This window comes from Alcaligenes pakistanensis (assembly GCF_014652815.1).
GTDB classification, from domain to species: Bacteria; Pseudomonadota; Gammaproteobacteria; order Burkholderiales; family Burkholderiaceae_B; genus Alcaligenes; species Alcaligenes pakistanensis.
On the sequence record NZ_BMZN01000002.1, the window covers coordinates 704,602 to 730,111 of the forward strand.

Annotated in this window: 20 protein-coding genes and 1 tRNA gene; 11 read left to right on the plus strand and 10 right to left on the minus strand. The window is 55.7% G+C overall.

Translation table 11 applies throughout. The features are described from left to right. Nucleotides 1-8: 8 nt before the first annotated feature. Both IE156_RS08170 and IE156_RS08175 read right to left on the minus strand, forming a co-directional pair. Complete coding sequence (locus IE156_RS08170) at nucleotides 9-239, minus strand: hypothetical protein (RefSeq protein WP_189392023.1); 231 nt, start codon at nucleotides 237-239, stop codon at nucleotides 9-11. A gap of 363 nt (nucleotides 240-602) precedes the next feature. Continuing rightward, nucleotides 603-678, minus strand: a tRNA-His gene (locus IE156_RS08175). A 194-nt stretch (nucleotides 679-872) separates the two neighbouring features. Between IE156_RS08175 and IE156_RS08180 the strand changes: the two genes are divergently transcribed. From IE156_RS08180 to IE156_RS08205, 6 genes are all read left to right on the plus strand, one after another. Continuing rightward, nucleotides 873-1,499 (plus strand): L-threonylcarbamoyladenylate synthase, encoded by a 627-nt coding sequence (locus tag IE156_RS08180; protein ID WP_189392024.1) that lies wholly within the window; start codon nucleotides 873-875, stop codon nucleotides 1,497-1,499. A 160-nt stretch (nucleotides 1,500-1,659) separates the two neighbouring features. After that, entirely contained in the window at nucleotides 1,660-2,310 is a 651-nt protein-coding gene (locus tag IE156_RS08185) for a site-2 protease family protein (RefSeq protein ID WP_189392025.1), read from the plus strand. A 79-nt stretch (nucleotides 2,311-2,389) separates the two neighbouring features. Next, nucleotides 2,390-3,295, plus strand: a complete 906-nt coding sequence (gene dapA, locus IE156_RS08190; protein WP_189392026.1) for a 4-hydroxy-tetrahydrodipicolinate synthase — start codon at nucleotides 2,390-2,392, stop codon at nucleotides 3,293-3,295. Then, the gene (bamC, locus tag IE156_RS08195; protein ID WP_189392027.1) at nucleotides 3,292-4,425 is read left to right on the plus strand and encodes an NlpB/DapX family lipoprotein; all 1,134 of its coding nucleotides are present in this window, start codon (nucleotides 3,292-3,294) and stop codon (nucleotides 4,423-4,425) included. The genes dapA and bamC overlap by 4 nt, the downstream gene beginning before the upstream one ends. A gap of 306 nt (nucleotides 4,426-4,731) precedes the next feature. Continuing rightward, nucleotides 4,732-5,049 carry a sigma-70 region 4 domain-containing protein gene (locus IE156_RS08200; RefSeq protein WP_189392028.1) on the plus strand — a complete coding sequence of 106 codons (318 nt, stop codon included), beginning with the start codon at nucleotides 4,732-4,734 and terminating at the stop codon, nucleotides 5,047-5,049. Then, entirely contained in the window at nucleotides 5,042-5,434 is a 393-nt protein-coding gene (locus IE156_RS08205; RefSeq protein WP_189392029.1) for a FecR/PupR family sigma factor regulator, read from the plus strand. The genes IE156_RS08200 and IE156_RS08205 overlap by 8 nt, the downstream gene beginning before the upstream one ends. Nucleotides 5,435-5,436: 2 nt before the next feature. Here IE156_RS08205 and bioD read toward each other — a convergent pair whose 3' ends face one another. From bioD to mutS, 7 genes are all read right to left on the minus strand, one after another. Beyond that, nucleotides 5,437-6,144 (minus strand): dethiobiotin synthase, encoded by a 708-nt coding sequence (gene bioD / locus IE156_RS08210; protein WP_189392030.1) that lies wholly within the window; start codon nucleotides 6,142-6,144, stop codon nucleotides 5,437-5,439. Then, the gene (gene bioA, locus IE156_RS08215; RefSeq protein WP_189392031.1) at nucleotides 6,141-7,481 is read right to left on the minus strand and encodes an adenosylmethionine--8-amino-7-oxononanoate transaminase; all 1,341 of its coding nucleotides are present in this window, start codon (nucleotides 7,479-7,481) and stop codon (nucleotides 6,141-6,143) included. Before bioA ends, bioD begins: the two co-directional genes overlap by 4 nt. Nucleotides 7,482-7,487: 6 nt before the next feature. Beyond that, nucleotides 7,488-8,654 carry an aminotransferase class I/II-fold pyridoxal phosphate-dependent enzyme gene (locus IE156_RS08220; RefSeq protein WP_189392032.1) on the minus strand — a complete coding sequence of 389 codons (1,167 nt, stop codon included), beginning with the start codon at nucleotides 8,652-8,654 and terminating at the stop codon, nucleotides 7,488-7,490. Further along, a complete protein-coding gene (locus IE156_RS08225) occupies nucleotides 8,654-9,847 on the minus strand; it encodes a cytochrome P450 (RefSeq protein WP_189392033.1) in 1,194 nt (397 codons plus the stop codon). The genes IE156_RS08220 and IE156_RS08225 overlap by 1 nt, the downstream gene beginning before the upstream one ends. A 576-nt stretch (nucleotides 9,848-10,423) precedes the next feature. Beyond that, entirely contained in the window at nucleotides 10,424-11,668 is a 1,245-nt protein-coding gene (locus IE156_RS08230; RefSeq protein WP_189392034.1) for a benzoate/H(+) symporter BenE family transporter, read from the minus strand. Nucleotides 11,669-12,164: 496 nt separating this feature from the next. Continuing rightward, nucleotides 12,165-13,355 carry a JmjC domain-containing protein gene (locus IE156_RS08235; protein WP_189392035.1) on the minus strand — a complete coding sequence of 397 codons (1,191 nt, stop codon included), beginning with the start codon at nucleotides 13,353-13,355 and terminating at the stop codon, nucleotides 12,165-12,167. A 143-nt stretch (nucleotides 13,356-13,498) separates the two neighbouring features. Next, entirely contained in the window at nucleotides 13,499-16,135 is a 2,637-nt protein-coding gene (gene mutS, locus IE156_RS08240) for a DNA mismatch repair protein MutS (protein WP_229841113.1), read from the minus strand. Between the two features lie 218 nt (nucleotides 16,136-16,353). Between mutS and IE156_RS08245 the strand changes: the two genes are divergently transcribed. The 5 genes from IE156_RS08245 (at nucleotide 16,354) to IE156_RS08265 (ending at nucleotide 24,762) form a co-directional block, all read left to right on the plus strand. Further along, nucleotides 16,354-17,466: a YncE family protein gene (locus IE156_RS08245; protein WP_189392036.1), complete on the plus strand. Its 1,113-nt coding sequence runs from the start codon at nucleotides 16,354-16,356 to the stop codon at nucleotides 17,464-17,466. A gap of 9 nt (nucleotides 17,467-17,475) precedes the next feature. After that, nucleotides 17,476-19,674 carry a TonB-dependent receptor gene (locus IE156_RS08250; RefSeq protein ID WP_229841115.1) on the plus strand — a complete coding sequence of 733 codons (2,199 nt, stop codon included), beginning with the start codon at nucleotides 17,476-17,478 and terminating at the stop codon, nucleotides 19,672-19,674. A gap of 524 nt (nucleotides 19,675-20,198) precedes the next feature. Beyond that, nucleotides 20,199-21,377, plus strand: coding sequence for an efflux RND transporter periplasmic adaptor subunit (locus IE156_RS08255; protein WP_189392037.1), 1,179 nt, complete (start codon nucleotides 20,199-20,201; stop codon nucleotides 21,375-21,377). After that, the gene (locus IE156_RS08260) at nucleotides 21,371-23,329 is read left to right on the plus strand and encodes an ABC transporter permease (RefSeq protein WP_189392038.1); all 1,959 of its coding nucleotides are present in this window, start codon (nucleotides 21,371-21,373) and stop codon (nucleotides 23,327-23,329) included. The genes IE156_RS08255 and IE156_RS08260 overlap by 7 nt, the downstream gene beginning before the upstream one ends. A gap of 2 nt (nucleotides 23,330-23,331) precedes the next feature. Then, nucleotides 23,332-24,762, plus strand: coding sequence for an efflux transporter outer membrane subunit (locus IE156_RS08265; RefSeq protein WP_229841117.1), 1,431 nt, complete (start codon nucleotides 23,332-23,334; stop codon nucleotides 24,760-24,762). On the opposite strand, the gene IE156_RS08270 is transcribed toward IE156_RS08265, so the two are convergent. Then, a complete protein-coding gene (locus IE156_RS08270; RefSeq protein WP_189392039.1) occupies nucleotides 24,715-25,479 on the minus strand; it encodes a glucosamine-6-phosphate deaminase in 765 nt (254 codons plus the stop codon). The genes IE156_RS08265 and IE156_RS08270 overlap by 48 nt on opposite strands. Between the last annotated feature and the right edge of the window lie 31 nt (nucleotides 25,480-25,510).

Here is a 25,510-nt window from a genome sequence, read left to right on the forward strand (position 1 = left end):
TTCAGGTGCTACGGTTCTCGTGAAGGCTGTTCAGGGCGTTGGTAGAGGCTATGCATCCAGGATGGATTAGGTTCGCCTTGGGCTGCAAACTGCTGCAGGCGGGAGGGGGAGCGCCATACGCCACCGCCTATGCCGGGGGAGGGCTGGACGCCATACCAAAACCACTGGCCGTCTTCGTCTTGTGCTAACCAGTCCCAATGAGCGGGTGCCTGATCCCAGCAGGGAAAACCGAGTGTCATCAGCAACTTCCAGAAAATGGGACAGATTAGAGTATAAGAAAGCGTGATTTTGTGCCAGTTTCTCTTGCTGGTGAGGCAGTCTGAAAAGTTGGGATAACGGCTGGAGTGACGTTTGGCAGCGGGGCTTGGTTGCTTGCCGATGGAGCGGTAAAGGAGGGGGTGTCGTTAGACTGTGGGTTCACAATCAAACACAGTTTATTGTCCAGTCGGTACCTGTGCGGGGGTGTGCGAAGGCGCCAAACTTGCTACGATGAACAAACGCAAAAAAGCCCGCAACGTGGCGGGCTTTAAAGTATGTTTTTCCATTTCCTGATTTTGTCGCCATTTAAGGAGATATACAAAACGTTGGAAGCGGTAAATTTTTGGGGTGACCGATGGGGCTCGAACCCACGACAACCGGAATCACAATCCGGGACTCTACCAACTGAGCTACGGCCACCACTGTTACTGCTTTCTTGCTTCTGGCCTACCTAGGGGTGGGCTGTGAAGTAAAGAATGTATTCTAGCATGGCTTTTCCAAATAATGCAACAGCCTTGTAAGAATGTCTCAACCCTGAGTCTGCCCTCGGTATTGCCGATAAGCAGGGGACTCAGGTTTAATGATTTCCCCTCGTAATAGCAAGGAAGCGCGAAATGTCTCAATTATTCGTCGTTCATCCCGAAAACCCCCAACCCCGCGCATTGGCTCAAGCGGCTGAACTATTGGCTAAAGGAGGGCTGTTAGCCATTCCTACCGATTCCAGTTATGCCGTTGTCGCCCGTCTGGACGACAAGTCCGCGGCGGATAGCCTGCGTCGTTTGCGTGGCCTGGATGATCGTCATCATCTGACCTTGCTGTGTCGTGATCTGGCCGAGATCAGTCATTTTGCCAAAGTGGACAATCCGCAGTACCGCTTGTTGAAGATGGCGACCCCAGGTCCTTGGACGTTTATTCTGGAAGCGACTAAAGAAGTACCGCGTCGCGTGTCGCATCCCTCGCGTAAAACGATTGGTATTCGGGTTCCTGACCAGAAAGTAGCGTTGGCTTTGATGGAAGAAGTGGGCAGCCCACTGATTTCCACTACTCTGATTCCCGAGGGCGAAGATGCACCTTTAAATGATGCCCAGGAAATCCTGGAGCGCTTTGCTCACCAATTGGCTGCTGTGGTCGATGGCGGACCTTGCCCCTTGCAAGCCACGACCGTGATTGATTTGACCGGTCCGACACCGGAGGTGCTGCGTCGTGGTTCGGGTGATCCTGCCACTTTGGGCCTGTCTTGATCCCCTTGGCTTGCACAAAACTCGCGTCCAGATGCGTATCCGTGTTTCAATTCTGAACCTTGGGGCAGCACTCGCTGTCCCAATCAGACGGGCTGATTGCAGGTGGCTTATCTCTTTTGATCGGTAGCGGATAAGTCCCCAGCCCGGACCAAGGATCACCATGGACTCTTTTATACAGACCTTAACGGTCTATGCTTTGCCCGTCATTTTTGGCATTACGCTGCACGAAGCCGCGCACGGTTACGTAGCGCGCATGTTTGGCGACCCTACGGCCATGCTGGCCGGCCGTATCAGCCTAAATCCATTACGCCATATTGATCCGATAGGCACAGTGGTGGTGCCGGCGGTGCTGTTGCTCTCCAGTGCCATGATGGGCATGGGCGGCATTCTCTTTGGCTGGGCCAAGCCTGTGCCTGTGGATTGGAGCCGCTTGCGCAATCCCAAGCGCGATATGCTTTGGGTGGCGCTGGCTGGGCCTGCCTCTAATATGTTGATGGCTATTTTGTGGGTTTTGTACGCCCATTTGATGGTCAAGCTGGGCCAGGGCGACAGCCGTTTCTGGATGGGCATGGCTATCGCAGGTGTACAGGTCAACCTGGTTTTGATGGCACTGAATTTGCTGCCCTTGCCGCCTCTGGACGGGGGCCGCATTGTATTTAGTCTATTGCCTGATCGTTTGGCCTATCATTATTCTCGTATCGAGCCTTACGGCATGGTCATTTTGATCTTGCTGATGTTTACCGGCGCACTGTGGACCCTGATGAGGCCTTTGATTGCGTTGGGTGAAGGCGTATTGAAATGGTTCTTATGATTTAACGGCTTATCCGTTAAACTTGTGAGTCATTATTTTTTTGGGCTGTAGGGCCTTAAACCCGGAGATTCATCTCATCATGGCAAGTTCGGACTCTGCTATTTCCAATTTTCAGGGCAGCATGGTTGCCCTTGTTACACCCATGGATCCCAATGGGGGTCTGGATTTTGCCGCTTACCGAAAGCTGATCGACTGGCACATACAGGAAGGAACCCGTGTGCTGGTGGTCGTTGGAACCTCGGGCGAATCGCCCACGGTGTCGGTTGATGAGCACGCTGAACTGATCAAGGTCGCTGTTGAGCATGCCGCCGGGCGTGTTCCCGTGATTGCCGGTGTGGGTGGCAACTCCACGCGTGAAGCTATTGAACTGTCGCGTCATGCCCAGGAAGTGGGCGCCGATGCCGGTTTGTCGGTGGTGCCTTACTACAACCGTCCTACCCAGGAAGGTATGTATCTGCACTTTCGCGCCATTGCCGAAGCGGTTGACCTGCCCCAGTTCCTGTACAACGTGCCTGGCCGCACGGTTGCCGACCTGCAAAACGATACCGTTTTGCGTCTGGCCCAAATCCCCAACATCATTGGTATCAAAGATGCAACGGGCGATCTGGCGCGTGGTGGCTTGCTGCTGCGTGATGCACCGGAAGATTTCATTGTGGTCAGCGGGGATGATCCTACTGCCGCTTCTTATATCTTGCTGGGTGCCAAAGGCAATATCTCCGTGACGGCCAACGTGGCGCCACGCTTGATGAGCCAGCTGTGTCAGGCCGCGCTGGATATGGACGTACCCACGGTACGTCGTTTGAATGCCCATTTGGCAGGTCTGAACAAGAACCTGTTTGTTGAGGCTAACCCCATTCCCGTGAAATGGGCCGTTGCAGAAATGGGCCTTACTCAGCTGGGTTATCGTTTACCATTGACGCCGTTAAATGCACAGCATCACGAATTGCTGCGTCAATCTTTGAAACTTGCGGATCTTCTTCCATGATTGCTAAGCCAGTTAATAAAAGCCTGATCGGGCTGTCCCTGAGCCTGTTGGTGCTGTCGGGCTGCTCGACGATGGACCAGATAATGGGCCAAGGCGAATCGGTTAATTACAAAAGTACGGTTGCAGGCGATCCCTTGAGCATTCCTCCGGATCTGACCCAGGCTAACCGCGATGCGCATTACCGCGCGCCTGAAGGTGCCACGTCCTACTCGGTCTACGCACAAGGTCAAAACGCACAGCAGCTTAAAGGCGGGGCAGACGATATTCTGCCTAAGTCCGATGCCATCAAAGTGATGCGCGACGGCGATTTGCGCTGGTTGGTCGTGGACCGTCCTGTGGAAGACCTGTTCCCCCGTATTATTGATTTCTGGGGTGACAATGGTTTCACTATTCAGTCCCAAGATCCTCGTGCTGGTCTGATTCAGACCGACTGGGCTGAAAACCGCGCCAAGATTCCAGAAAGCTGGATTCGCAGTGCCTTGGGCTCCATCATTGATCAGGTGTTTGATAGTGGCGAGCGCGATCGCTTCCGCACACGCTTTGAGCGCGTCGGCAACAAGACTGAAATCTATGTGTCCCACCAGCACATGGAAGAAACTCCCACAGCAGACGGTTCCGCCTTTAAATGGGTGTTCGCCAAAGAAGATCCAGGTCTGAATGCAGCCATGCTGGCTCGCATGATGGTGTTCTTGGGTCTGGATATTGAAACGGCTCGTGAACAGGTTGCCAATGCTTCCAAAGACCCTGCCGGTGTTCAAGTTCAGGCTTCGGACAAAGGCGATCAGGCAGAGCTGCTGCTGAACGAGTCCTTTGACCGTGCATGGCGTCGTGTTGGCGTAGCCATCGACTCCGCCGGCTTCTCGGTTGAAGACCGCGATCGTTCCGCTGGCGAGTTCTTCATCCGCTATCTGGATTCGGATACGGGCGAGAAGATCGAACAGCAAAACATCATTGGCCGCATCTTCGGCAGCCGTAACACCGCCGAAGCCACACCGTTCCGCATCAAGCTCAGCGCCCAAGGTGCTGGCACTCGCGTGACCGTGCTGGATCAGCAAGGTCAGGAACAGACTACCGGTACAGCCAAGCGCATTATCAATGTGCTGTCCACCAATCTGCGTCCCGGCAACTGATTGAGCTGAGTCGGCCCTAGGGCCGCCTGGAAAAAGCCCTGGTTTTGTACCAGGGCTTTTTTTGTCTGTCGGATTCTTGACCAGCAAGGGACGAACGCCACAATCGCCTGAGAAGCTGTGGTCCTGTACCGGCCCGGCGCAGAGCGACACCACACATCTGTGTGCCATGAAGTTGGCTCGTCCATTAGGCCTGACACACCAAATTTTGTGTTTATAGTTAATCTTTCTTGAACAGGGCTGGACTTTCTCTAAAACAGAAAAGATAATAGGAACCATTATCATTTGATATCTTTTAGGGAGTGGCCCATGCTGAAATCGTTTTATCGCAACGGTTTACGTTTTTGCCTGCGCATGCTGCGTGGCACCTCCGCCGCTCACGCTCCTGTAGAGCCTGGCGCACGTATGCTGGCCATGATCGAGGCCTTGCCGCGTCGTCGTCGCGAAGCCTTTGTGCTGCATCGTTTTGAAGGCCTGAACTATAAAGAAATCGCTGCCCAGATGGGCACCAGCCCCCGCGTGGTGGAGCAGTATGTACGCATGGCCATGCTGGCTTGCCGTCACAACCCAGCGGCGATAAACCGGGTGGACGGGGCAGTGCCACGTCCAGCTGGCTCGTATGTCTAAGGACGAGCGCATGCAGCATATTGATGAACAGGCCTTGAGCTGGCTGCTAAAGCACCACGATCCCAAGCACCAGGGCGATGCCCGCAGCCAGTCCGCGTTCCGAGCCTGGCTTTCCATTGATCCCGAACATCAGGCTGCTTTCTTGCGCTGGAAGCTGGAGTGGGAGGCGATGGACGGAATCAGCGCCGAGCAACTGAATCGCTTGCGCGCTGACTCCAGGAAAACAGGGGGGGCAGCAGGGCAAGGTGGCTGGCGTCAGCGTTGGATGAATGTCTGCGTGGATGCCTGGTCCGCTAATCCCGCCCTGCGCTTTGCCTTGAGCGGAGCGATCTGCCTACTGTTGGGCGTGGCTGTGTTAGGCAGCGTGGGTAGCTACTTTCTTTAAGACTATCCCGCGTTGACTCTGCCTTGATCTACCCACGGTGAATGCAGATATTGCGCTGCCTGTTGAATACGCTCGTCCAGATTGGGTGAATCCAGCCGGGGAATCACTCCCAGACAAGGGCCGGGCAGGTAATCGTGCAAGGTCTGCAGATTTTCCTGGAGATAGCCCATCTCCGGATCGATGCAATTGGCGATCCAGCCTAACAAAGGCAAGCCACTGGCGCGTATGGCTTGAACCGTCAGCAAAGCGTGATTCAAGGCCCCCAAACGCACACCGATGACCAGCACCAGCGGAAGCTGCAGGGTCTGTGCCAAATCCACTCCCGTTCGTCCTTGGCCCAATGGCAACATGAACCCGCCCACACCCTCAACAACCATATAGTCGGCTTGCCCATTCAGTTGCTGAATAGTTTGCTGGATAAGAGCGGGCTCCAAATAGTTGCCGGCCTGGGCTGCCAGAATGTGTGGCGCAGCGGCTTCCTGAAACAGATAGGGTGTCAGTCTTTCAGGGGCAAGCCTGACAGTAGAGTGTCGCGCCAGGGCGTCCAGATCTTCATTATGCAAACGGCCATCCCTGTCCTCTGCACCGGATGCAATCGGTTTGACGCCTAGCGTACGTGCCCCTTCTTGGCCGAATAAATGAAGCAGGGCCGAGCTGACTAAGGTTTTACCAATTTCCGTATCCGTGCCTGTGACGAAACAGGTCTTCATGCGTATTCCTTCAATAAATGCCCTAAGCCATCTAACAGATGTTGGGCTTCGGCTTCAGTCCACAGATAGCCGGGCATCAGGTAGACCGTATTGCCGATGGGGCGCAGCATGAGCCCATATTGCAGCGCCGAGCGGTAAAAGCGACGCGCAAAGCTTAGATGGTCGTAACGGGGTTGGCCTATATCCAGGTCGAATGCCCAAATCACGCCCGTGCGACGCAGATGCTGCATCTTGGGGGAGCGCAGCGCCAAAGCCTGTAATCCTTCATCAATCTGCTGTCCCAGTTTTCTTTGCAGCTCGTAGACGGGGTACTGCTGAAATAATTGCAGGCTCGCTAAAGCGGCACGGCAAGCCAAGGGATTACCGGTGTAAGAGTGTGAGTGCAGAAAGCCACGGCGCAAGTCTGGGTCATAAAAACCGTGGTAGAGCGCCGATGTGGACAGCACTACGGACAAGGGCAAGGCCCCACCTGTGATTCCTTTGGACAGGCACAGCAGATCAGGCCAGATTCCGGCTTGTTCGCAGGCAAAAAAGGTGCCCGTGCGCCCGCAGCCCACGGCAATTTCATCCAAGATCAAATGCACCTGATAGTGGTCGCACAGAGCGCGAACACCGCGTAGATAGTCGGGGGAATGCATTTTCATGCCTGCTGCACATTGAACCAGCGGCTCCAGGATCACAGCAGCAATGTCTTGATGACTATCCAGAATCTGCTCCAGCGATTGGAGGGCTTTTTCAGTGATCTGGGTTTGCTCCTCGGCGCTGGCTGCTTGGCGCAAGTCGGGGCTGGCAGCGGTGTATTGTTTGCTCAGCTGCGAGCCGTAATTTTCACGGAATAAAGGCACATCCGTTACCGCCAAGGCTCCTAGTGTTTCGCCGTGATAAGCCTGCTCGATGCTTACAAAACGATGTTTGTGTTCCTGGCCTTGATTGCGCCAGTAATGCAGGCTGAGCTTAAGTGCAATTTCGACAGCCGAGGCGCCGTCACTGGCATAAAAAGCATGGCCTAAATGATGATTGCTTAAGGCTGTCAATTGTTCGGATAACTGCACCACGGGTTCATGTGTCAGACCGCACAGCATGATGTGGTCCAACTGCTGAGCCTGATCTGTGATCGCCTTTACCAAATGCGGATGACTGTGCCCAAACAGATTCACCCACCAGGAGCTGATGGCGTCCAGATAACGATGGCCGTCGGTATCGTAAAGCCAGGCTCCTTGGGCACGTTTGATTGCCAGCAGTGGCACACCTTGGTCGTGATGCTGCATTTGCGTGCAGGGGTGCCAGACAGTCTTTAAACTGCGCTGGGCCAGGGAAGAGAGGGGGCTTGGTGTCATGGCAACTTACCGTAAAGAGTGACCGGCTTCATGTAGAGCCTGAGCGAGTTTTTCAATGTCCTGACGCTTGTGGGCGGCAGACAGAGAAAGGCGTAATCGGGCTTGGTGGCGAGGCACAGTAGGTGGACGTATGGCGGGGGCCCAAATGCCTTGTTCCAACAGCAGTTCGGACAGCCTTAAGGTGGGTTCGATCTCACCAATCAGCAGGTTTTGTATAGGCGTGTCTGAAGGGACGAGGCCCCAGGGCAGGTCTTGACCCAGGGTCTGGAGCGTCTGAATGTGCTCATTTAACAAAGAGCGCTGGGGCTGGGCTTGCTTGATCAAGTGCAAGCAAGTGCGAAGCGCGGCGCAGTGGGCGGGAGCCAGTCCTGTGCTGTACACATAGCTGCGGGCGGACTGAGTAAACCAGTCCGCCAAGGCGTGGGAGCAGGCGACAAAGGCCCCGCCTTGACCAGCTGCCTTGCCAAAAGTACCTAGATAGACAAGGCGCTGGCGTTTTGCGGGGCTAAGCAAAAAGCACTCGGGCGCGCCGCGACCGTTTTCACCCAATACGCCTAAACCGTGTGCATCGTCCAGATACAGCAAGGCATCATGGCGCTCGCAGAGATCAAGCAGTTGATCGACGGGGGCCAGCGTGCCATCCATGCTGAACAAGCTATCTGAAATGACGAGCTTGAACCCCGTGCTTGGGCGGCTGAGCAAATCATCCAGGCGTTCCATATCCCGATGGGGATAGACACGCAAGCGCGCACCGGACAGTCGGCTGGCGTCAATCAGGCTGGCATGGTTGAGCCTGTCGCACAAGATTGTGTCGCCGGGCCCTACCAGCGCAGGAATCACCCCCAGGCTGGCTTGATAGCCGCTGACAAATAGACGGCTTTCCTCAAAGCCGCTCCATTGCGCCAATTCCTGCTCCAGTGCGTGAGCAAGTGGGTGATGACCGCAAATCAAGGGAGAGGCCGTTGCTCCGGCCACGCTTTGTGGTTCCAGCTTTTGTAGACTGGGGTGCTGGCTTAGGCCCAAATAATCATTGCCAGCAAAATTCAGCAGGACCTGTCCATTGCGTTCAATAAGTGCGTTCGGCAAAGGACGGCTAATAGCGCGTTGACGCCAGAGCTTCTTTGCTTTTAAAGCGGCCAGTTGCTGATCCACATGGGAAAGAAAGGCACTCATTATTGCGATTCACGTAATTGGGCCGGCAGGCTATTCCAGCCACGGTAGGCAGGTAAGTCAATGCGCTGCCCTTGGCCGAGTTGAAGGCGGGACAGCAGGGGGAGGGCTTTTTCTAGGGTGAGCCGCGCTTCCAGATGCACCAAAGCAACCCCTAAACAGTGATGAATACCGTGGCCCATAGAGAGTTCGGCCTGATTGTTGCGGCTGAAATCCAATTCATCAGGTTCAGTAAAAACCTCAGGGTCTCGGTTGGCCGCGCCTAACAGCAGAAGCAGTAACTGCCCCTTGCGCAAGTGCTGGCCGTGCCAGTGTTGGTCCCGCATCAGGCGTCTGGCCGTATATTGAATCGGGCTGTCGTGGCGCAATACTTCTTTGATGGCAGCAGGAATGTTTTCAGGCTGCGTTTGTAGACTACGCAGCTTGCTGGTGTCGCTGAGCAGGGTCTGAAAAAGCGTGCTGAGCAGATGCCGGGAGGTTTCATAGCCAGCAAAGAGCAACATACAGGACTGCGCCAGACGCTCACGCCTGCCGTGTAGGGACAGGTGCTCGTCATGTAAAAGCTGCCAAGCAAGACCGCCCTCACGCAGATTGGATGTATTGCCTAAAAAATCCGCCATATCCAGCAAGGCGTTCTGGGTGTCCATCAATAAGGGAACATCAGGCGTGGCCTGCCCGATAAAACGAGCTAGTTGCTCCGACCAGACCTGGAAAATAGCTAAAGGTAGCTGCTCTAAACCGAGCAAATCCATCATGACCAAAGCGGGTAAAGGACGACAGACTTCATCAACCAGGTCAGCGGGACCGTGTTGTAGCTTTTGCTCCAGGCCTAGGAGGATCTGCGTGATGCGCTCCTCGATCGTGCTGTGCAGTGTTTCTAGTGATTTTGGGCTAAAGGCCGTATTGACGACGCGCCGTACGCGGGTGTGACGAGGGCGATCCAGGAACACCAGCGTTCTGGCCATCAAGCCCTTAAAAGCCTGTAGACGAGGCGAGGGCGCTGCACCGGCTTGAGACACCCATCCCCCAACACGCCGCACGCTTAAATCAGGATGGCGCAATGAGGCTTGTACATCGCTGTGCCTGTGAACCAGCCAGGCCCCACCACAGAAGTTTGCATCCCACACCAAAGGAGGCCCCTGACGAAGACAGGCATAAGCCGCATAGGGGGACGCAAGATTGAAATCGCCAAGCATGACACTGTTTCCTGAAAACCAAAGCCAGCGCAGGCTAGCATTTGGCTGGCAATGAGACAGTCAGGAGATTGTGACTATTAGTTCTTTCAGTTTATTTTGGGGTGTTTAGCATGTGGTTTGGTATTTTTACTGATTTTTAGTGGTTTTTATGTAACTGTTTTTCACAATAAACTAGGGTGGAAGAATTGTAGTTTCAATGTGTTTGGACAGCTTGTCTGCTCTAGGTGAACCGTGTTTTTCTGAGTGAGCCAAGAGATCCATGACTTAAAGGAACGTTTGCTGGCTGCTGAGATGAATCCAGGGGACGTGTGCTGTGCCTGTGGAGTGAGGCCTGCTTTGTGGCGATTCAGGAAAGTAGTAAGAGAATCCACTTTTACCAACGCACTGATCAAACCAAAAAGAGATAGAAAAAGCCCGGTGCAAGGCCGGGCTTCTTTGCTGTTCTCAACGTCGCGGTTTAAGAGGCCGCCTGATGATTTGACATTTCAGGCGTCGGGTCCTGTAGTACCGGCATTGTTTAAGTAAAAGCCAATGGGCGTGATTTCAGGCGTTCAGGTCAGTGCCTGTGCGGCTTCATCAACGAGTATCTGGTGCAGTGGGAAGCGCTTCATTCCCCAGCTTCTCCGTTTTCCGCTGCGGCAATTTCCCATTCAAAATGAAATATGCCAGCAGACCAATCACCAGCCCCCAGAAGGCCCCGCCAATCCCAAATAGGGTGATATTGGCTGCCGAGGCCAGGAAAGTGATCAAAGCGGCTTCACGCGATTTCGGTTCTGCCATGGCACCTGCCAAGCTGCCGCCAATCGTGCCCAGCAAGGCCAAGCCAGCCAGGGTCGTGATAAAGGTTGCGGGGAAGGCCATAAATACGGCTGCCAGAGTTAAGCCGAAGATACCGACCAGAATGTAGAACACACCTGCCGCAATCCCGGCGATCCAGCGCTTGGAGGGATCTTGGTGCGCTTCGGGGCCCGTGCAGATGGCGGCGGTAATGGCGGCGACGTTCATGGCATGAGAGCCAAAGGGGGCCATGATGAGCGAGCCCAGTCCTGTTACCCACACAATGGGGTTGGCGCTGGTACGAAAACCGTCGTTACGTAGCACCAGCATGCCGGGCATGTATTGGCCAGTCAGAGTGATCAGAAACAAGGGCAAGGCCACGCTGAGCAAGGCATTGAGAGTGAACACGGGCATGGTGAAAACAGGGGCTGCCAGTTCTAGTTTCAGGCCGCTTAGGTCGACGCGGTGCTCCAAGAGCAGGAATGCCAGGCCCAAAATCAGAATGCCCACGACGGCGTAGCGTGCGGAAAACCGCTTGATGATCAGGTAGGCCAGAATCAGCAAACCGGCCAGCTTCGGGTCCAGCGTCATGCTGCCAAAGGCACCAATGCCAAATTGCAGCAAAATCCCGGCCAGCAGGCCAGCAGCAATGCCGTTGGGTATCAGGCGGATCAAACGCTCGAAGTACGATGATAGGCCCAGCACCACGAATGCTGCGGCCGATATTAAATAGGCGCCAATGGCTTCTTCATAGGGTGTGCTGGCCAGGGCGGTAACCAGAAAAGCCGCTGCAGGGGTGGACCACGCTGTGATGATGGGCTCACGCGAAACCCAGCTTAAAAGCAGGCCGGTGACACCGACACCAATAGAGATCGACCATACCCAGGAGGCAGTCAGCTCGGGGCTGAGCCCGGCGACTTTGGCAGCTTGGAAAACCAGAATAAAAGTACCACCGTAATTAACGATGACCGAGATCAGACCGGCCACAATGGGCGGGATCAGATCGCTGACTAAATGGGATAAGGATGATCGAGAGGTAGACATAGTGCTCAGCGCTTTCCAAAAGGAGAGATGACAAACAAGCACTATTTATAGCGATTAAATGGACTGGCTAGATAGGACGCTTTTGGCATGTAGGGCAGACCACTTTTAAGATGGGCAGGTGCCTGACTGAATTTTTTTGGGTGGCTGCGTGAATGCTGAATGTGGCCAAAGGTCGATTTGGGATGAGTAGCAAAGCCGCTGAGGGTGGGCCTTGTGACGAATAGCTCATCTTGCCAGCTGCATTATCAGATTTGTGTGGCTTGAAGTCTCGTTGCCGAATAATACAGGTTTCCAGCTTTTGCTCGCTCGCCTTGAAAAGGGAATGGCTCAGTGCCTGAAGCGGGTTTGTGCATAGTGGAAGGCGAAGTTCACAATGGTATTTATTCGCGCTGCGTGCTGTGAATAATACAGTGGATGTTCAGAGAAAAGGCGGGACAGCATGCACGCTGTCCCGCCTTTTCTCTGAACCTGCCTGAGTGAGCTAAAGGCTTAGCTTTCAGCCTTCCAGAAACTGTAGCCAGCCGTCATCCAGCCAAGCATTTAGCATTTCGCGTTCGTCTTCATCCAGTTCTGCAAAAACATTGCCCGGAATCTGGATCTCGCGCTGATCGGCCAGTTGCTTAAGGGCAGGGCTGGCAGGGCAAGAGGCGACCTCGCCGTTGATGTATAGCTCATCGCCGCGATACATCATGCGCGAGCAGCGATCCAGCACCAAACGGCCAGCGGGTAGATCAGTGTCGTGCAGGTCGATGGGTTCTTCGGCAATGTCGAACCAGCTATTGCTAGGCAGTTCAGTCAGCCAGACACCTAGAAAGCGCGAGGCTAGGGACTCATCAAAACGGACGGCGTGCAGCGCTTCCAGCGATTTTTGAATCAGATTTTCCGGCAAAGCGGCAGGAGTGCTGCTGGCAATGGCATCCGAGTCGGTGTAGCGGTTTTGCATGGTCTCGGGCATGGCAATCGGTGGGTCGGCATACAAACCAAAGCCTTCACCACTAGCAGCGGCCAGTTGGTCCGAAACCGCATCCATCAGGCCACGGATCAGGGTGGCCTGAGTCGGTGAACGAAAGCCGATGGAGATCGTCATACAGTCGCCAATAGCGATGCCGTCATGTGCGACGTGAGGAGGCAAATACAGCATATCGCCGGGCTCCAGCACGTATTCTTCTTCGGCCTGGAAATGGCGCAGAACTTTTAAGGACAGGTCGGGCAACAGGCTCAGATCTTTTTGCTGGCTGATACGCCAGTGACGTTTGCCGTGGGCTTGCAGCAAGAACACATCGTAGCTGTCGAAATGTGGGCCTACGCCACCGCCATCGGAGGCGATGCTGATCATGGCATCGTCCAGGCGGGCATCGCCAATGAAACGGAACTGGCGCATCAGGGCAGCAGTATTGTCGTCGTGCAGATCCACGCTCTGGGCCAAGACAGTCCAGTTGGGCTGGGAAGCGGGAGGCAGTTCGTCAAAGGGCCCGGTTTCCATCTCCCAGTCTTCGCCGTCATGAGTAATCAGGCGCGACTCGACTTCTTCGCGCGTTACCAGTTCACGGATATTGTCTATGCTCAGCGAGTGCTTGAAGTTAGGAATGGCGCCGCGTATCAATAAAGGTTTGCGTTGCCAGTAGGTTTGCATGAACTCATGCGCGCTGATGCCACCCAACAGGGTCAATGGCTGGTCGATATTCATGAACTGCCCGAACAAGAATTAAATTAGTCCGTAGCTTAACTGATCCGGCCTGTCACGGTGTATGAGCAGCAAAATTGAGAACCGTGAGTCAAGTGGGACTGAAGAATAAAAAAGGGAGCCTCGTGGGCTCCCTTTTGGATTGCTTAGCCAGCCACTTTCATCTCTTTTTTCCAGCGATACAGCAGATCCAGCGCCTCACGTGCGCTGAGTTCATCCACATCCAGCCGTTTGAACCGATCCATCAGTTCCAGTGCTTGATCTGTAGTGGGATCAGGCTCTGCCACTGAGGCTTCCGGGGCAGAGCCTGCATGGAATAAATCCAGCTGTGCGCTGGGATCATTCTGCGCTTCCAGACGGCTGAGTTCACGGCTGGCCTGACGAATGACAGCCGAGGGGATGCCGGCACGTTGCGCGACCTGAATCCCGTAGCTGCGGCTGGCTGGACCTTCTTGTACTTCATGCAGAAACACAATGCCGGATGCCGATTCGGCGGCGGCTAGATGCACGTTGGCAGCAGCAGGCAGTTCGTTAGGCAGACGGGTGATCTCGAAGTAATGCGTAGCAAACAGCGTTAATGCCTGATTGTGGCTGAGCAGGCGATGCGCAATCGACCAAGCCAAGGCCAGGCCATCGTAGGTAGATGTACCACGGCCGATCTCATCCATCAGCACCAGGCTGTAAGGGGTGGCTCCTGACAGAATGGCAGCGGCCTCAGTCATTTCCATCATGAAGGTGGAGCGGCCGCCAGCCAGATCATCGGCCGCACCGATACGGGTGAAGATGCGATCAATCTGCCCAATACGGGCGCTGCTGGCCGGTACAAAACTGCCGATGCGTGCCAGCAGGGCGATCAGGGCAACCTGACGCATATAGGTGGATTTACCGCCCATATTGGGGCCGGTAATCAGGAGCATGCGGCGCTGGGCATGCATCTCGCAGTGGTTTGGTGTGAAGCGTTCGATGCTGTGTTCCACCACGGGGTGGCGGCCTGCCTCAATCCAGATACCTGCCTGTTCAGTCAGCTCCGGCGCCGTCCAGTTATTGTCCAGTGCGTGCAGGGCCAAGGAAGACAAGGTATCCAGCTCGGCCAGTGCGCTGGAGCACAGTGCCAAAGGGCCAGCATAGCTTTTCAGCTTGTCCAGCAATTCTTCGAACAGGAATTTCTCGCGGCTCAGGCTGCGGTCCTTGGCGGACAGGACTTTGTCTTCCCATTCTTTCAGTTCGGGCGTGATGAAGCGCTCAGCATTTTTCAGGGTCTGACGGCGGCGGTAGTCGTCGGGGACTTTATCGGCCTGACCACGGCTAACCTCAATAAAGAAACCGTGTACGCGGTTGTATTCGACACGTAGGGTAGCAATACCGGTACGCTCGCGCTCGCGGGCTTCGATTTTGACCAACACATCGCCGCTATCACTGGCCAGACTACGCAGTTCATCCAAGTCGGCGTCATAGCCGTCAGCAACCACGCCCCCATCGCGTATCAGCAGGGCCGGTTCAGGGGTGATGGCGGCGTGCAGCAATGTCGCGAGTTCCGGGTCCAGGGCCAGGTTCAGCAAATGGGCCTGCAGGTGTTCGGAGTGGCTAAAGCTCTGCTCCAGCTCATGGCGCAATTGGGGCAGGGTAGCGAGCGCATCGCGCAGGCTGGCCAGTTCCCGAGGGCGCACACTGCGTAGCGAAATGCGCGTTGCAATGCGCTCCAGGTCCGGGAAACGGCGCAAAGCTTGGCGCAGTACCCCCAATGGGTCGCCCGCATTCAAACTGGCTGATTGCTGGGTTTGGAAGAACAGGGAAACCACATCCTGGCGCTGTTGCACCGCTTGATTCAAACGTAGCGGATGGTGCAACCAGCGGCGCAGCAAACGGCTGCCCATCGGGGTCTGGCAATGATCCAGGGTGGAAAACAGTGTCGGGCTGGTTTCACCGCTAATGGTTTCGGTGATTTCCAGATTCTTGCGGGTGACGGCATCCAGTACCAAAAAGTCCGAGCTGTGCTGTACCCGTATATGGCTAATGTGGACCAGTGATTGCGATTGCGTGCTACCCACATAGCGCAGCAAGGCTCCGGCAGCGGCGGTGGCGGCGGGCAGATCGTCCAGGCCAAAGCTGGCCAAGGAATCCAGGTCGAAGTGATCTAGCAAGGTTTCGCGCGATCCGTCCTGGGCGAAGTGCCAGTCCGGCAAGGTGTGGCAACTGGCTTGGGGCAGTACCGGGGCAGGGCGCAAGGATTCGGGGTAGACCAGTTCTACCGGGCCGATGCGGTTCAGCTCCGTGTCCAGCATATCCGGCTCGCACTGGCTGACCAGAAATTCGCCACTGGCCAGGTTCATCCAGGCCAGCCCTACCATGTCCTGACGCTGCACTTTAATCAGCGTGCAGGCCGCGATCAGGCGGTCTGCTTTGGGGGGCAACAGGGCGTCATCGGTCAGTGTGCCGGGAGTGACCACACGCATAATCTTGCGCTCGACCGGGCCTTTGCTGGTGGCAGGGTCACCGATCTGCTCGCAGATAGCGACGGACTCGCCCAAAGCAACCAGGCGTGCCAGATAGCCTTCCATGGCATGAAAGGGCACGCCCGCCATAGGAATGGGCTCGCCATTGGAGGAACCGCGCTTGGTCAGCGTCAGGTTCAGCAGGCGCGCACCGCGTTCGGCATCGGTATAGAACATCTCATAGAAGTCTCCCATCCGATAGAACAGCAGATGCGAGCCAGCCTCAGCTTTGAGCTGTAGGTATTGACGCATCATGGGCGTGTGGGCGGACAGATCGGCAGCAGAAGTCATAGCGCAGTACAGGTAGGGAATTCAACAACAAGGCCGCCCAAAAGGCGGCTGAGTGGATATTGTAGCGAGCGCAGTCAAGTGGGGGGATAGGGAAGTGGCTTATTTAGTCTCGCGCACTTGTGCCCATAGAGGATCGGTGTCCCGATTTTGAGCGTAGAAGTGCTTGATGCAATAATACAAATGATTATCACTTCTATTTCTATAAACGGGATATCGCCATGTTTACACGCCGCCTTGCCTTGTCTGTCTTGTCTGCTGCTCTGTTGAGTGCAGCCTCGCTTGTTCACGCCCAGCCCTCTGGGCTTGTCTCGTTGCCTCTGACGCCCGAGCTGGCGCAAAAAACCTCCATTACGGCAGAAGGAGCCTTGCGCAAGGATCTGGCCTATGGGGTTTATCAAACTGTTTATAGCCCCTTTGATCAGTCCTTATACGTCGCTTCGGCAGAGAGAGTGCCGTCGGTTCGCGGCGGTGTGATCTACAAGTTGGACCCTGTGACTCTGGATGTGAAAGGGACGATTTACACCGATGAGAGCAATTTTGGTCTGGCTACCAATGCCTCGGGCGACACCTTGTACGTGACCAATAGTCTGGCCGCTGCTGTCTCCAAAGTGGAGCTGAAAGAAGACGGGAAGATAGAGCGAGTGCGTTTTAGCAATACCAGTTTTGATGACACCAAAATGGGCCCGCGCACGATTCGTCATGACCCGCAGCAGGGCCGTGTCTATGTAGGGGCTGTAGGCGCACCCGCCGTGATCTGGGTGCTGGATGATCGTACTCTGGACTTGGTCGAGACTATAGAGAATGCAGGCAAGTGGGTTACTGGCCTGTTGGTGGATTCAGCCTCGCACCGTCTGTATGCCGCCAATGGCGATGGCGAGGTCATGGTGGTCAATACTCAGACCAACAAGATCGAGCAGCGTTGGAAACCGGCGGGCGTCAAACCGGCTTTGCTCTTGAATTTTGCGCTGGATTCCAGCCGCCATCGCTTGTACGTGACAGAGACCAAAGAACAGAAAACCGTGTATGTGCTGGACGCCCGCAACGGCAAGCTGCTGCAGGAGTTGCCGGTGGGTGATGCGCTCGACATCCTCTATAACGCGGATCGCGACGAGTTGTATTTGACTCATCGCGAGCAGGGCAAGGTGTCGGTACTGGATGGCGCAAACTATGCGGTCAAAGCGCAATACAACTTGCCCGACAATCCCAATAGCCTGGAGCTGGGCCCGGACAGTCAGTTGTACGTCACGGTTAAAGCTCCTTTCACGCCGCAATATAAAGCCAGCAAGCGGGAAAGCGTGGTGCGTATTGACCTGAAGAATATCAAAGGTTGATAGGTGCTCATGATGCCAAGTCTCTTCAAACCTTGCCTGGGACGTTCAATTGTCTTGTCCCTGTTTGCTATCCACCTTCAAGCCGTTGCGCAGGATAATCCAGAGGCGGCTGGCCCTCGGGAACTGTCGACCATTACGGTTAATGCCAGTGCTGATGCGTCGCGCCAGGGTTTGCTGCCCGAGTATGCGGGTGGACAGCTTGCCAGCGGGGGGCGGGTAGGGATACTCGGCTCTCTGGGAAATATGGACTCGCCGTTTAGCGTCAATAGTTATACCAGTCGTTATATCGAACAGTTGCAGGCCTCGACAGTAGCGGATGTGGTGCGCCATGATCCTTCTGTGCGGGTGGCGCGTGGTTTTGGTAATTTCCAGGAAAGCTTCTTTATTCGGGGCTTTTTGACCGCCTCGGATGATATTGCCTACAACGGCCTGTTTGGCTTGCTGCCTAGACAAGCGACAGCAGCTGAACTGGCCGAACGCATTGAAGTGCTGCGGGGAGCAGGCGGCTTTCTGTACGGTGCTGCGCCATCCGGGGGCGGCATTGGCGGCACGATCAATGTATTGCCCAAACGAGCTGGTGAAGACCCCTTAACTAAGGTGGGCGTGGGCTATGGCAGTGGTGGCCAGAGCCAGATCAAGGCGGATATCTCACGCCGTTTTGCCGATGATGCTGCGGGTATCCGCCTGAATGCCATCAAGCGTAGTGGCAATACCGCTGTCGATAATGAGCACACCAAGCTGGATATGTACACCGTCGGGATGGATTGGCGTGGCGAGCGCGTGCGCTTGTCGGCTGACCTAGGTTATCAGGAGCACAAACTGCGTGAAGTTCGGCCCAATGTCACCTTGCAGGCAGGCTTGTCGGCCTTGCCGGAGTTGCCTTCGAACAAGCGCAACTTTGCCCAGCCCTGGACTTACTCCAATGAAAGAACCACTTTTGGGACGGTGCGCGGCGAGTATGACCTGAATGACTCCATCACGCTGTGGGCCGCCTATGGCATGAAACATGGCAAGGAAGAAAACCAGCTAGCGGGTTTGACGGTGACGGATGCGGTATCGGGCAAGTCCACTTTCTCGCGCTTTGACAACTCCCGGCGCGACGAAGTGAAAACGGGCGAGCTGGGTTTGCGGGCCAGTTTTGAAACCGGGCCTGTGCTGCATGAGCTGGTTGCGGCTGCTTCTTTGTATGAGCACAAAGAGAAAAACGCCTGGGCCATGGGCAGTGTGCAGGACAGCAATCTGTATGAACCGGTGAACTATGCTCCTGCTCCCATCTCCTTTTCGGGGGGCGATCTAGGGTCGCCTGCTTTGGTCGGACGAACTAAGTTAAGCAGCTATACCCTGGGTGACTTGATGTACCTCTGGGATGACAGGCTGGAAGTCATGCTGGGTGTGCGCCATCAAATTATGGAAACGCGCAGCTATGACTATGGCACCCAGGCTTTGCAGCGCAAGGATCGCCAGCAACATACCAGCCCTGCCGTGGGTCTGGTGTTCAAGCTGAATGAAGAATGGGCTTTGTACGGTAATTACACCGAAAGTCTGGCGCAAGGGGCGTTGGCTCCTACCCGCTTTGACAATCAGCCTGTTCAAAATGGCGGAGAGCGCTTGTCGGCGTTTGTAGCCAAACAAAAAGAGCTGGGGATTAAGTATGACAATGGCTCCATGGGCGGGGGGCTGAGCTTTTTCACCACGACCAAGCCGCGAGGTGTCGTGAATAATGATCTGCGCTTTGTGGAGTCGGGCAAGGATCGTCATGACGGGGTGGAGCTGAGCTTTTACGGTCAGTTGAGCGATACGCTGCGGGTTCTGGGTGGCGTGACGGCTTTGGATGCCAAGCAGAAAAATACCGGTGATCCGCTTAGCGATGGTCAGCGCGTTATTGGCGTCCCGCGCTGGCAAGGTAGCCTGGGCTTGACCTGGGATGTGCCCAAGGTGACAGGCTTGTCTCTGGATACGCAATTGCTGGCAACCGGTGCACGCTATGCCGATGCGGGCAATGCGATCCGGGTGCCCGGTTGGGTACGTTGGGATCTGGGGGCCAGCTATCAGCGCAAGGTGTCTGGCGTGCCGATGACGTTCAGGGCCAGTGTGGAGAATGTGGCTGATACGGCTTACTGGGCTTCGGTAGGCGGTTATCCCAATAATGGTTACCTGGTTTTATCGCAGCCTCGTACCTTCATGCTGAGTGTTTCTGCCGAGTTTTAAGGCTATGGCAGGGGTAGCCCCCCTGCCTGTTTTCTGTCGCATTGTTTTGCCTGGCAGTGTACTTATGTGATTCCCCGTTTTATGCCCGAACAGGCCATCAAAAAGTAATTGAGCCCAAGAGCAGGGGCGGGTCTTGGGTGTTCCAGAAAATGAAAGCTAAGGCTTGAATTCCACTTCTTTTTAAGCTTGCCTTTTGTTACTAGTTGATAATAGAATTCATTCTCATTTAAAGGGTCTATTTCAGCTTTGCCCATGTTACTTGAAGCCCATAGCTATAACTTTTACAAAATAAATGTCCGGAAAGTGGGCTCTCAAACGTCTTTATAGGGAAGGCCTGAAAAAGGAACGCTTGTCCTGCCCACTTGACTGCACCATTTCGGTGATGCCCCTCGCTGTCTGTTTAGCAGCGTTGAGCCAGTTTCAGTGTGAGCAAGCATCCGCCTCTTTGGCCACTATTACTTTTTTAATCACTCGCTGCGCATGATTCGGGCGGGTGTAGATCTACGGTTTTAACGGGATTATTTATGAAGTCCAAAGCAGTAAAGCGCCGCTGGGCCTTGGCCCTGGTGGCCGTGCTGGTACTGGGGGCCTTGGCCGTACAGGCCGGACGTTCGGCAGAGCAGTTTGAAACGGTGGCGGTAGAGCAAAGCGATATTCGTGCCACCGTTGCGGCGGTAGGAACCTTGAAACCCAGCAGCTATGTGGATGTTGGGGCGCAGGTTTCGGGGCAGATTACGGCCCTACCAGTCGCGCCGGGTGATCAAGTCCAGCAGGGGCAGTTGCTGGTTGAAATTGATCCCAGTGTGCAACAGGCCACCGTCGATGCTGGACGCGCTTCTTTGGCGGCGTATCGTGCTCAATTGGCCGAGCAGCAGGCGCAACTTTTGTTGGCACGTCAGCAACTTAGCCGTCAGCGCCAGCTGGAGCGTCAGCAGGCCAGCCGCCAGGAAGATATACAGATCGCCCAGGCTAATCAGGCCTCGGCTCAAGCTCGGGTGGCGCATGTGCAAGCACAGATGGAGCAGACCCAGGCCACGCTGAAAGCGGACGAGGCCCGCTTGGGTTATACGCGTATCTACGCCCCCATGAGCGGCACGGTCATTGGTGTGCAGGCGCGTGAAGGTCAAACACTGAACGCCACCTATCAAACACCGAATATCTTGCGTATTGCGGATCTGAGCACCATGACGGTCTGGACCAGCGTGTCCGAGGCCGACATTCGCCGCATCAAACCCGGCATGACTGTCACTTTCACGACCTTGGGCGAGCAGGGTGAGACTCAGGCGCGTCAATGGCAGGCCAAGGTGCGTCAAATCATGCCTGCGCCTGAAGGCAGTACTCAGGAAGACAGCGCCGCCACGACGCCGGCCGCCACTCAAGCCATCATGTATACGGTGCTGTTTGATGTGGACAATGAAGATGGCGAACTCATGCCGCAGATGACCGCTCAAGTGCTGTTTGAAATTGATCGTGCCGACCAGGCCTTGGTCGTGCCTTTGGTGACCTTGCGTGCCGATCCGCAGCGTGGTCCGGACGCTTACACCGTGCCGGTGCTGGCGCAGGGGAAATTGCAGGAAAAGCCGGTTAGCCTGGGCGTGCGTAATCGCCATCAGGTACAAGTTTTGGATGGTCTTAGCAAAGGTGAACAGGTCGTGCTGGCGGTGGTCATGCCTGAACGTGGCTGGCGGTGGTTGCAATGGTAGAGGCAGCGCCGCCTTTGATTGAGCTGCGCGACATTAACCGTATCTACGGCGGCCCGCCCAGCACTAAGCCCGCCGTGCAAGTTCTGTTTGACGTTAGCCTGAGTATTGAGCCTGGCGAGTTTGTGGCGATTGTCGGGGCGTCGGGTTCGGGCAAATCGACGTTGATGAATCTGCTGGGTTGTCTGGATAAACCCAGCAGCGGCACCTATTTATTTCAAGGTCGGGATGTCGCTCAGCTCAGTCCAGACGAGCTGGCCCAGTTGCGCCGTGAAACCTTTGGTTTTGTTTTTCAGGGCTATCACCTGATTCCGACTGAAAGCGCCAGTGAAAATGTCCAGATGCCCGCCATTTATGCGGGAATGGAGGAGGACGCGCGTGCTGCGCGTGCTGCAGAATTACTCAGCAGCCTGGGGCTGTCGGATAAGTTGGATAACCGGCCGAATCAGTTATCCGGCGGCCAGCAGCAGCGGGTGTCCATTGCCCGTGCCTTGATGAATGGTGGCCGGGTTATTCTGGCCGACGAGCCGACCGGGGCACTGGATTCGCGCAGTGGTGCAGAAGTGATGGCCTTGCTGCGTAAGCTCTCGGATTCCGGACACACCATTATTCTGATTACGCACGACCATGAGGTCGCTGCCATGGCTGACCGGATTATTGAAATCCGTGACGGCTGCATCCTCTCGGATAGCCGTCCTGAAACGGCCCCGCAGAGCAAGCCCAAACAGCCTTTACCCCAGCCCGAGCACCGGCGTTCGCCCTGGTTTTCGGAAATCAAAGATGCCGCCCGCAGCGCCTTGCGCAGCATGTTCATCAACCGTCATCGCACGGCCTTGACTTTGTTAGGTGTGATTATCGGGGTGGCTTCGGTCATCGTGATGCTGGCGGTAGGTGAAGGTGCCCGCCAACGCGTGATGGATCAGATGGGCACGATGGGTACCACCATCATTTACTTAAGCAGTTCTTCACCACCCAATGGGGTTGCGAAGGGACAACTGACCGAGGAAGATCTGGAGGCGATTGGCGAGCTGCCATTGATACGACGAGTGATGCCGGTTATTGGTGACCCCATCACCGTGCGGCGGGGTAGTGTGGACCGCCAAGTGTATGTGTTTGCGGCTAATGAAAGCATGCCGGATATTCACCGCTGGCAGCTGGCCCAAGGGCGTTACTACACTGATGCCGAGGACCGGGATCTGGCTCCTTTGGTGGTCTTGGGCTATCGCGCCGCCAAGCATTTCTTCCCGGATATGGAGGTGCCCTTGGGCCAGCAGCTGCTGATCGGCAATTCCCCCTTTGAAGTGATCGGTGTGATGCAAGAGCGTGGTGCAGACTCTGGTGCGCAAGACTACGACGATATGGTGTTTGTGCCGTATCACGCAGCGCGTGCCCGTGTGTATCAGGCGCAGACGCAGCCCGATTACGTGGTGATTGATGCCCAGGATAGCTCCACGGTGCTGGAAGCCGAGCAGGACATGCGCCAATTGCTGACTCAGCGCCATGGTGGTCGGGAAGACTTTTCCATTGGTAATGCGGCTGCCCGCTTGCAGGCCGAAGCGTCAACCCGTCAGGCCATGAGCATGATGCTGGGCTTGATTGCGGCCGTGTCGCTGGTCGTGGGGGGGATTGGCGTCATGAACGTCATGCTGATGACGGTGCGTGAACGCACACGGGAAATTGGCATACGCATGGCAACGGGCGCACGACAAAGCGACATCATGCGCCAGTTCCTGACTGAGGCGGTCTTGTTGACGATTACAGGCGGATGCCTGGGTGTTCTGGCGGGAGCCATTGTGGGCATTGGTTTGATTTTTGGTGGGGTGGATGTGGTGTTTTCCTTGCGGGCAGCGTTGGGCGCCTTTGGCTGCGCTGTTGTGACGGGCATGGTTTTTGGCTATATGCCAGCACGTACGGCGGCCGCTCTGGACCCCGTTCAAGCCTTGGCAGGAGAGTAAGCATGGCTCATTACCGATGGATGTTGGGAACCGTAAGCTGCCTCTTGCTGCAAGCCTGCACGTCTTTGTCCTCTGATCTGGAAAAGACCGCGCCCACCTTGCCGCAGGCGTATCAACAGCAAGGCAAGGCAGCTCCCAGCCCGGTGCTTGCCAAGGTGGAACCAGAGTGGTGGCGTGCCTATAACAGTCCGGCCTTGAATACCTTGATGCAGGAAGCGTTGGAGGATGTGGCTGTGCTGCGTCAGGCCCAGGCTCGTATCTTGCAGGCCCAGGCCCAAGCGCGGATTGCCGGTGCCAGCTTATTGCCCGAATTGCAGGGCAATCTGTCTGCCCAGCGAGACGCACCGTTTTCTTCTAGTCATGGTGATAGCCGTTCGCAGTATGTGGCCGGTGTTTTCATGAGCTATGAGTTGGACCTGTGGGGACGGAATAGTGCCCAGGCCAATAGTGCTTTGTTCCAGGCCCAGGCGGCAGCGTATGAGTTGGATGTGCTGCGTGTCAGCGTACAGGCTCAGGTGGTGCATTTAAGTCTGCAAGCCTTGGGTGATAAACAGCGCGTGGCTATTGCTCGTCAGAATCTGGCCGTTGCACAACGTTTGTTGAGTTTGCTTGAAGCACGTTTGCAGGCTGGGGCCGCATCGCCCTTGGAACTGGCCCAACAGCGTCAGTTGCTGGCGTCACAGCAACGTAAATTATTTGTGCTGGAAGAGCAGGCCATACGCACGCGGGTGGATCTGACGACCTTATTGGGTCGTACCGAAATCATGCCCGAGCCGCAGGAAGATATTGCCACTTTGCAGGTACCGGTGCTGGATGCAGGGCTGCCTTCGCAACTCTTGTCGCAGCGTCCGGATATTGCTCGTATTGAATCTCAACTGTCAGCCGCCCATGCGGATGTCCATGTGGCCCGCGCTGCCATGTATCCCAGCCTGACCTTGGGCGTTCGGGCAGGCGCTTCAGGTAATCACTGGGAAGACAGTTTGCGCCATCCCGTCTACAGCCTGATCAGTGGTTTGGTTGCGCCTATTTTCAACGCAGGCCGTCTGGAAGCAGGCAAAGACTTAAGCGATGCCCGTCTGCAGGAATGGCTGGCGCAGTATCGCCAGACTATTGTGCAGGCGTATATGGACGTGGAAGGCGTGCTGGCACAGTTGCATAGCCTGGATGCACAGGCGCAAACCATGGAGCAGGAGTGGGAGCAGGCGCAACTGGCGTTTCAACTGGCCGAAGCGCGTTATCGCTCCGGCTCGGAAACGCTGCTGTCCTTATTAGATGCACAGCGCACCTTGTATTCGGCTCAGGACTTGCGTGTCAGCTTGATGCAATCCCGGCTACAGTCCCGCGCGGCGCTCTTTCGGGCGCTGGGCGGGGGCTGGCAAGCCGGTTCAAGCAGCCTGGCTGATCAGGGGACGGTGGCAGAGGCTGGGGTCTAGCAGGCTGGCAGCCGCCTCGTCCAGCAAGATGTGGGCGTTGGCGTGCTGCTTTAATGCCGTGAAAGGCAGTTCAGGGGTGACGCCGCCTTCCTGGTAATTAAGCATGGTGCGGGCCTTGTGCTCGCCCGTCACAACCAGGGCAATTTCACGCGCACTCAAAATATCCGCAATACCCATGGTAATGGCCGAGGCAGGCACTTCGTCCATGGAATCAAAAAAGCGGCTGTTATCGATACGGGTACGCTCGGACAGGGCAACGACGTGCGTGCCGCTGTCAAAAGGCGTACCGGGTTCGTTAAAGCCGATATGACCATTGGTGCCTACGCCCAACAATTGCAGGGCCACGCCACCGCAGGCCGCAATCGCTGCCGAATATTCCTGACAGTGTTGTTCCAGCTCTGTGGTCAAGCCATTGGGCAGGTGCAAGTGTGCGGCTTCAAAAGGCAACTGGCTGAACAAGTGCTGCTGCATGTAGTGCGCATAGCTTTGTTCGTGCTGGCCGGACAGGCCTACATACTCATCCAGATTGAAGCTGTTGATCTTGGACACATCCAGTCCATTCGCACGTACGTCCTGTACGAAACGGGCGTAAATGGGTTCCATGGTCCCCCCCGTTGCCAGACCCAGTGTCGCTTGTGGATCCTGACGAATAATGTCCTGGAGACGGGCGCTCAGGTGGGCAGCAATGGCGGTGGAATCGGGGAAGACTAAAAACATAATCTTATTGTTCGCATGGACTGAAATGAGT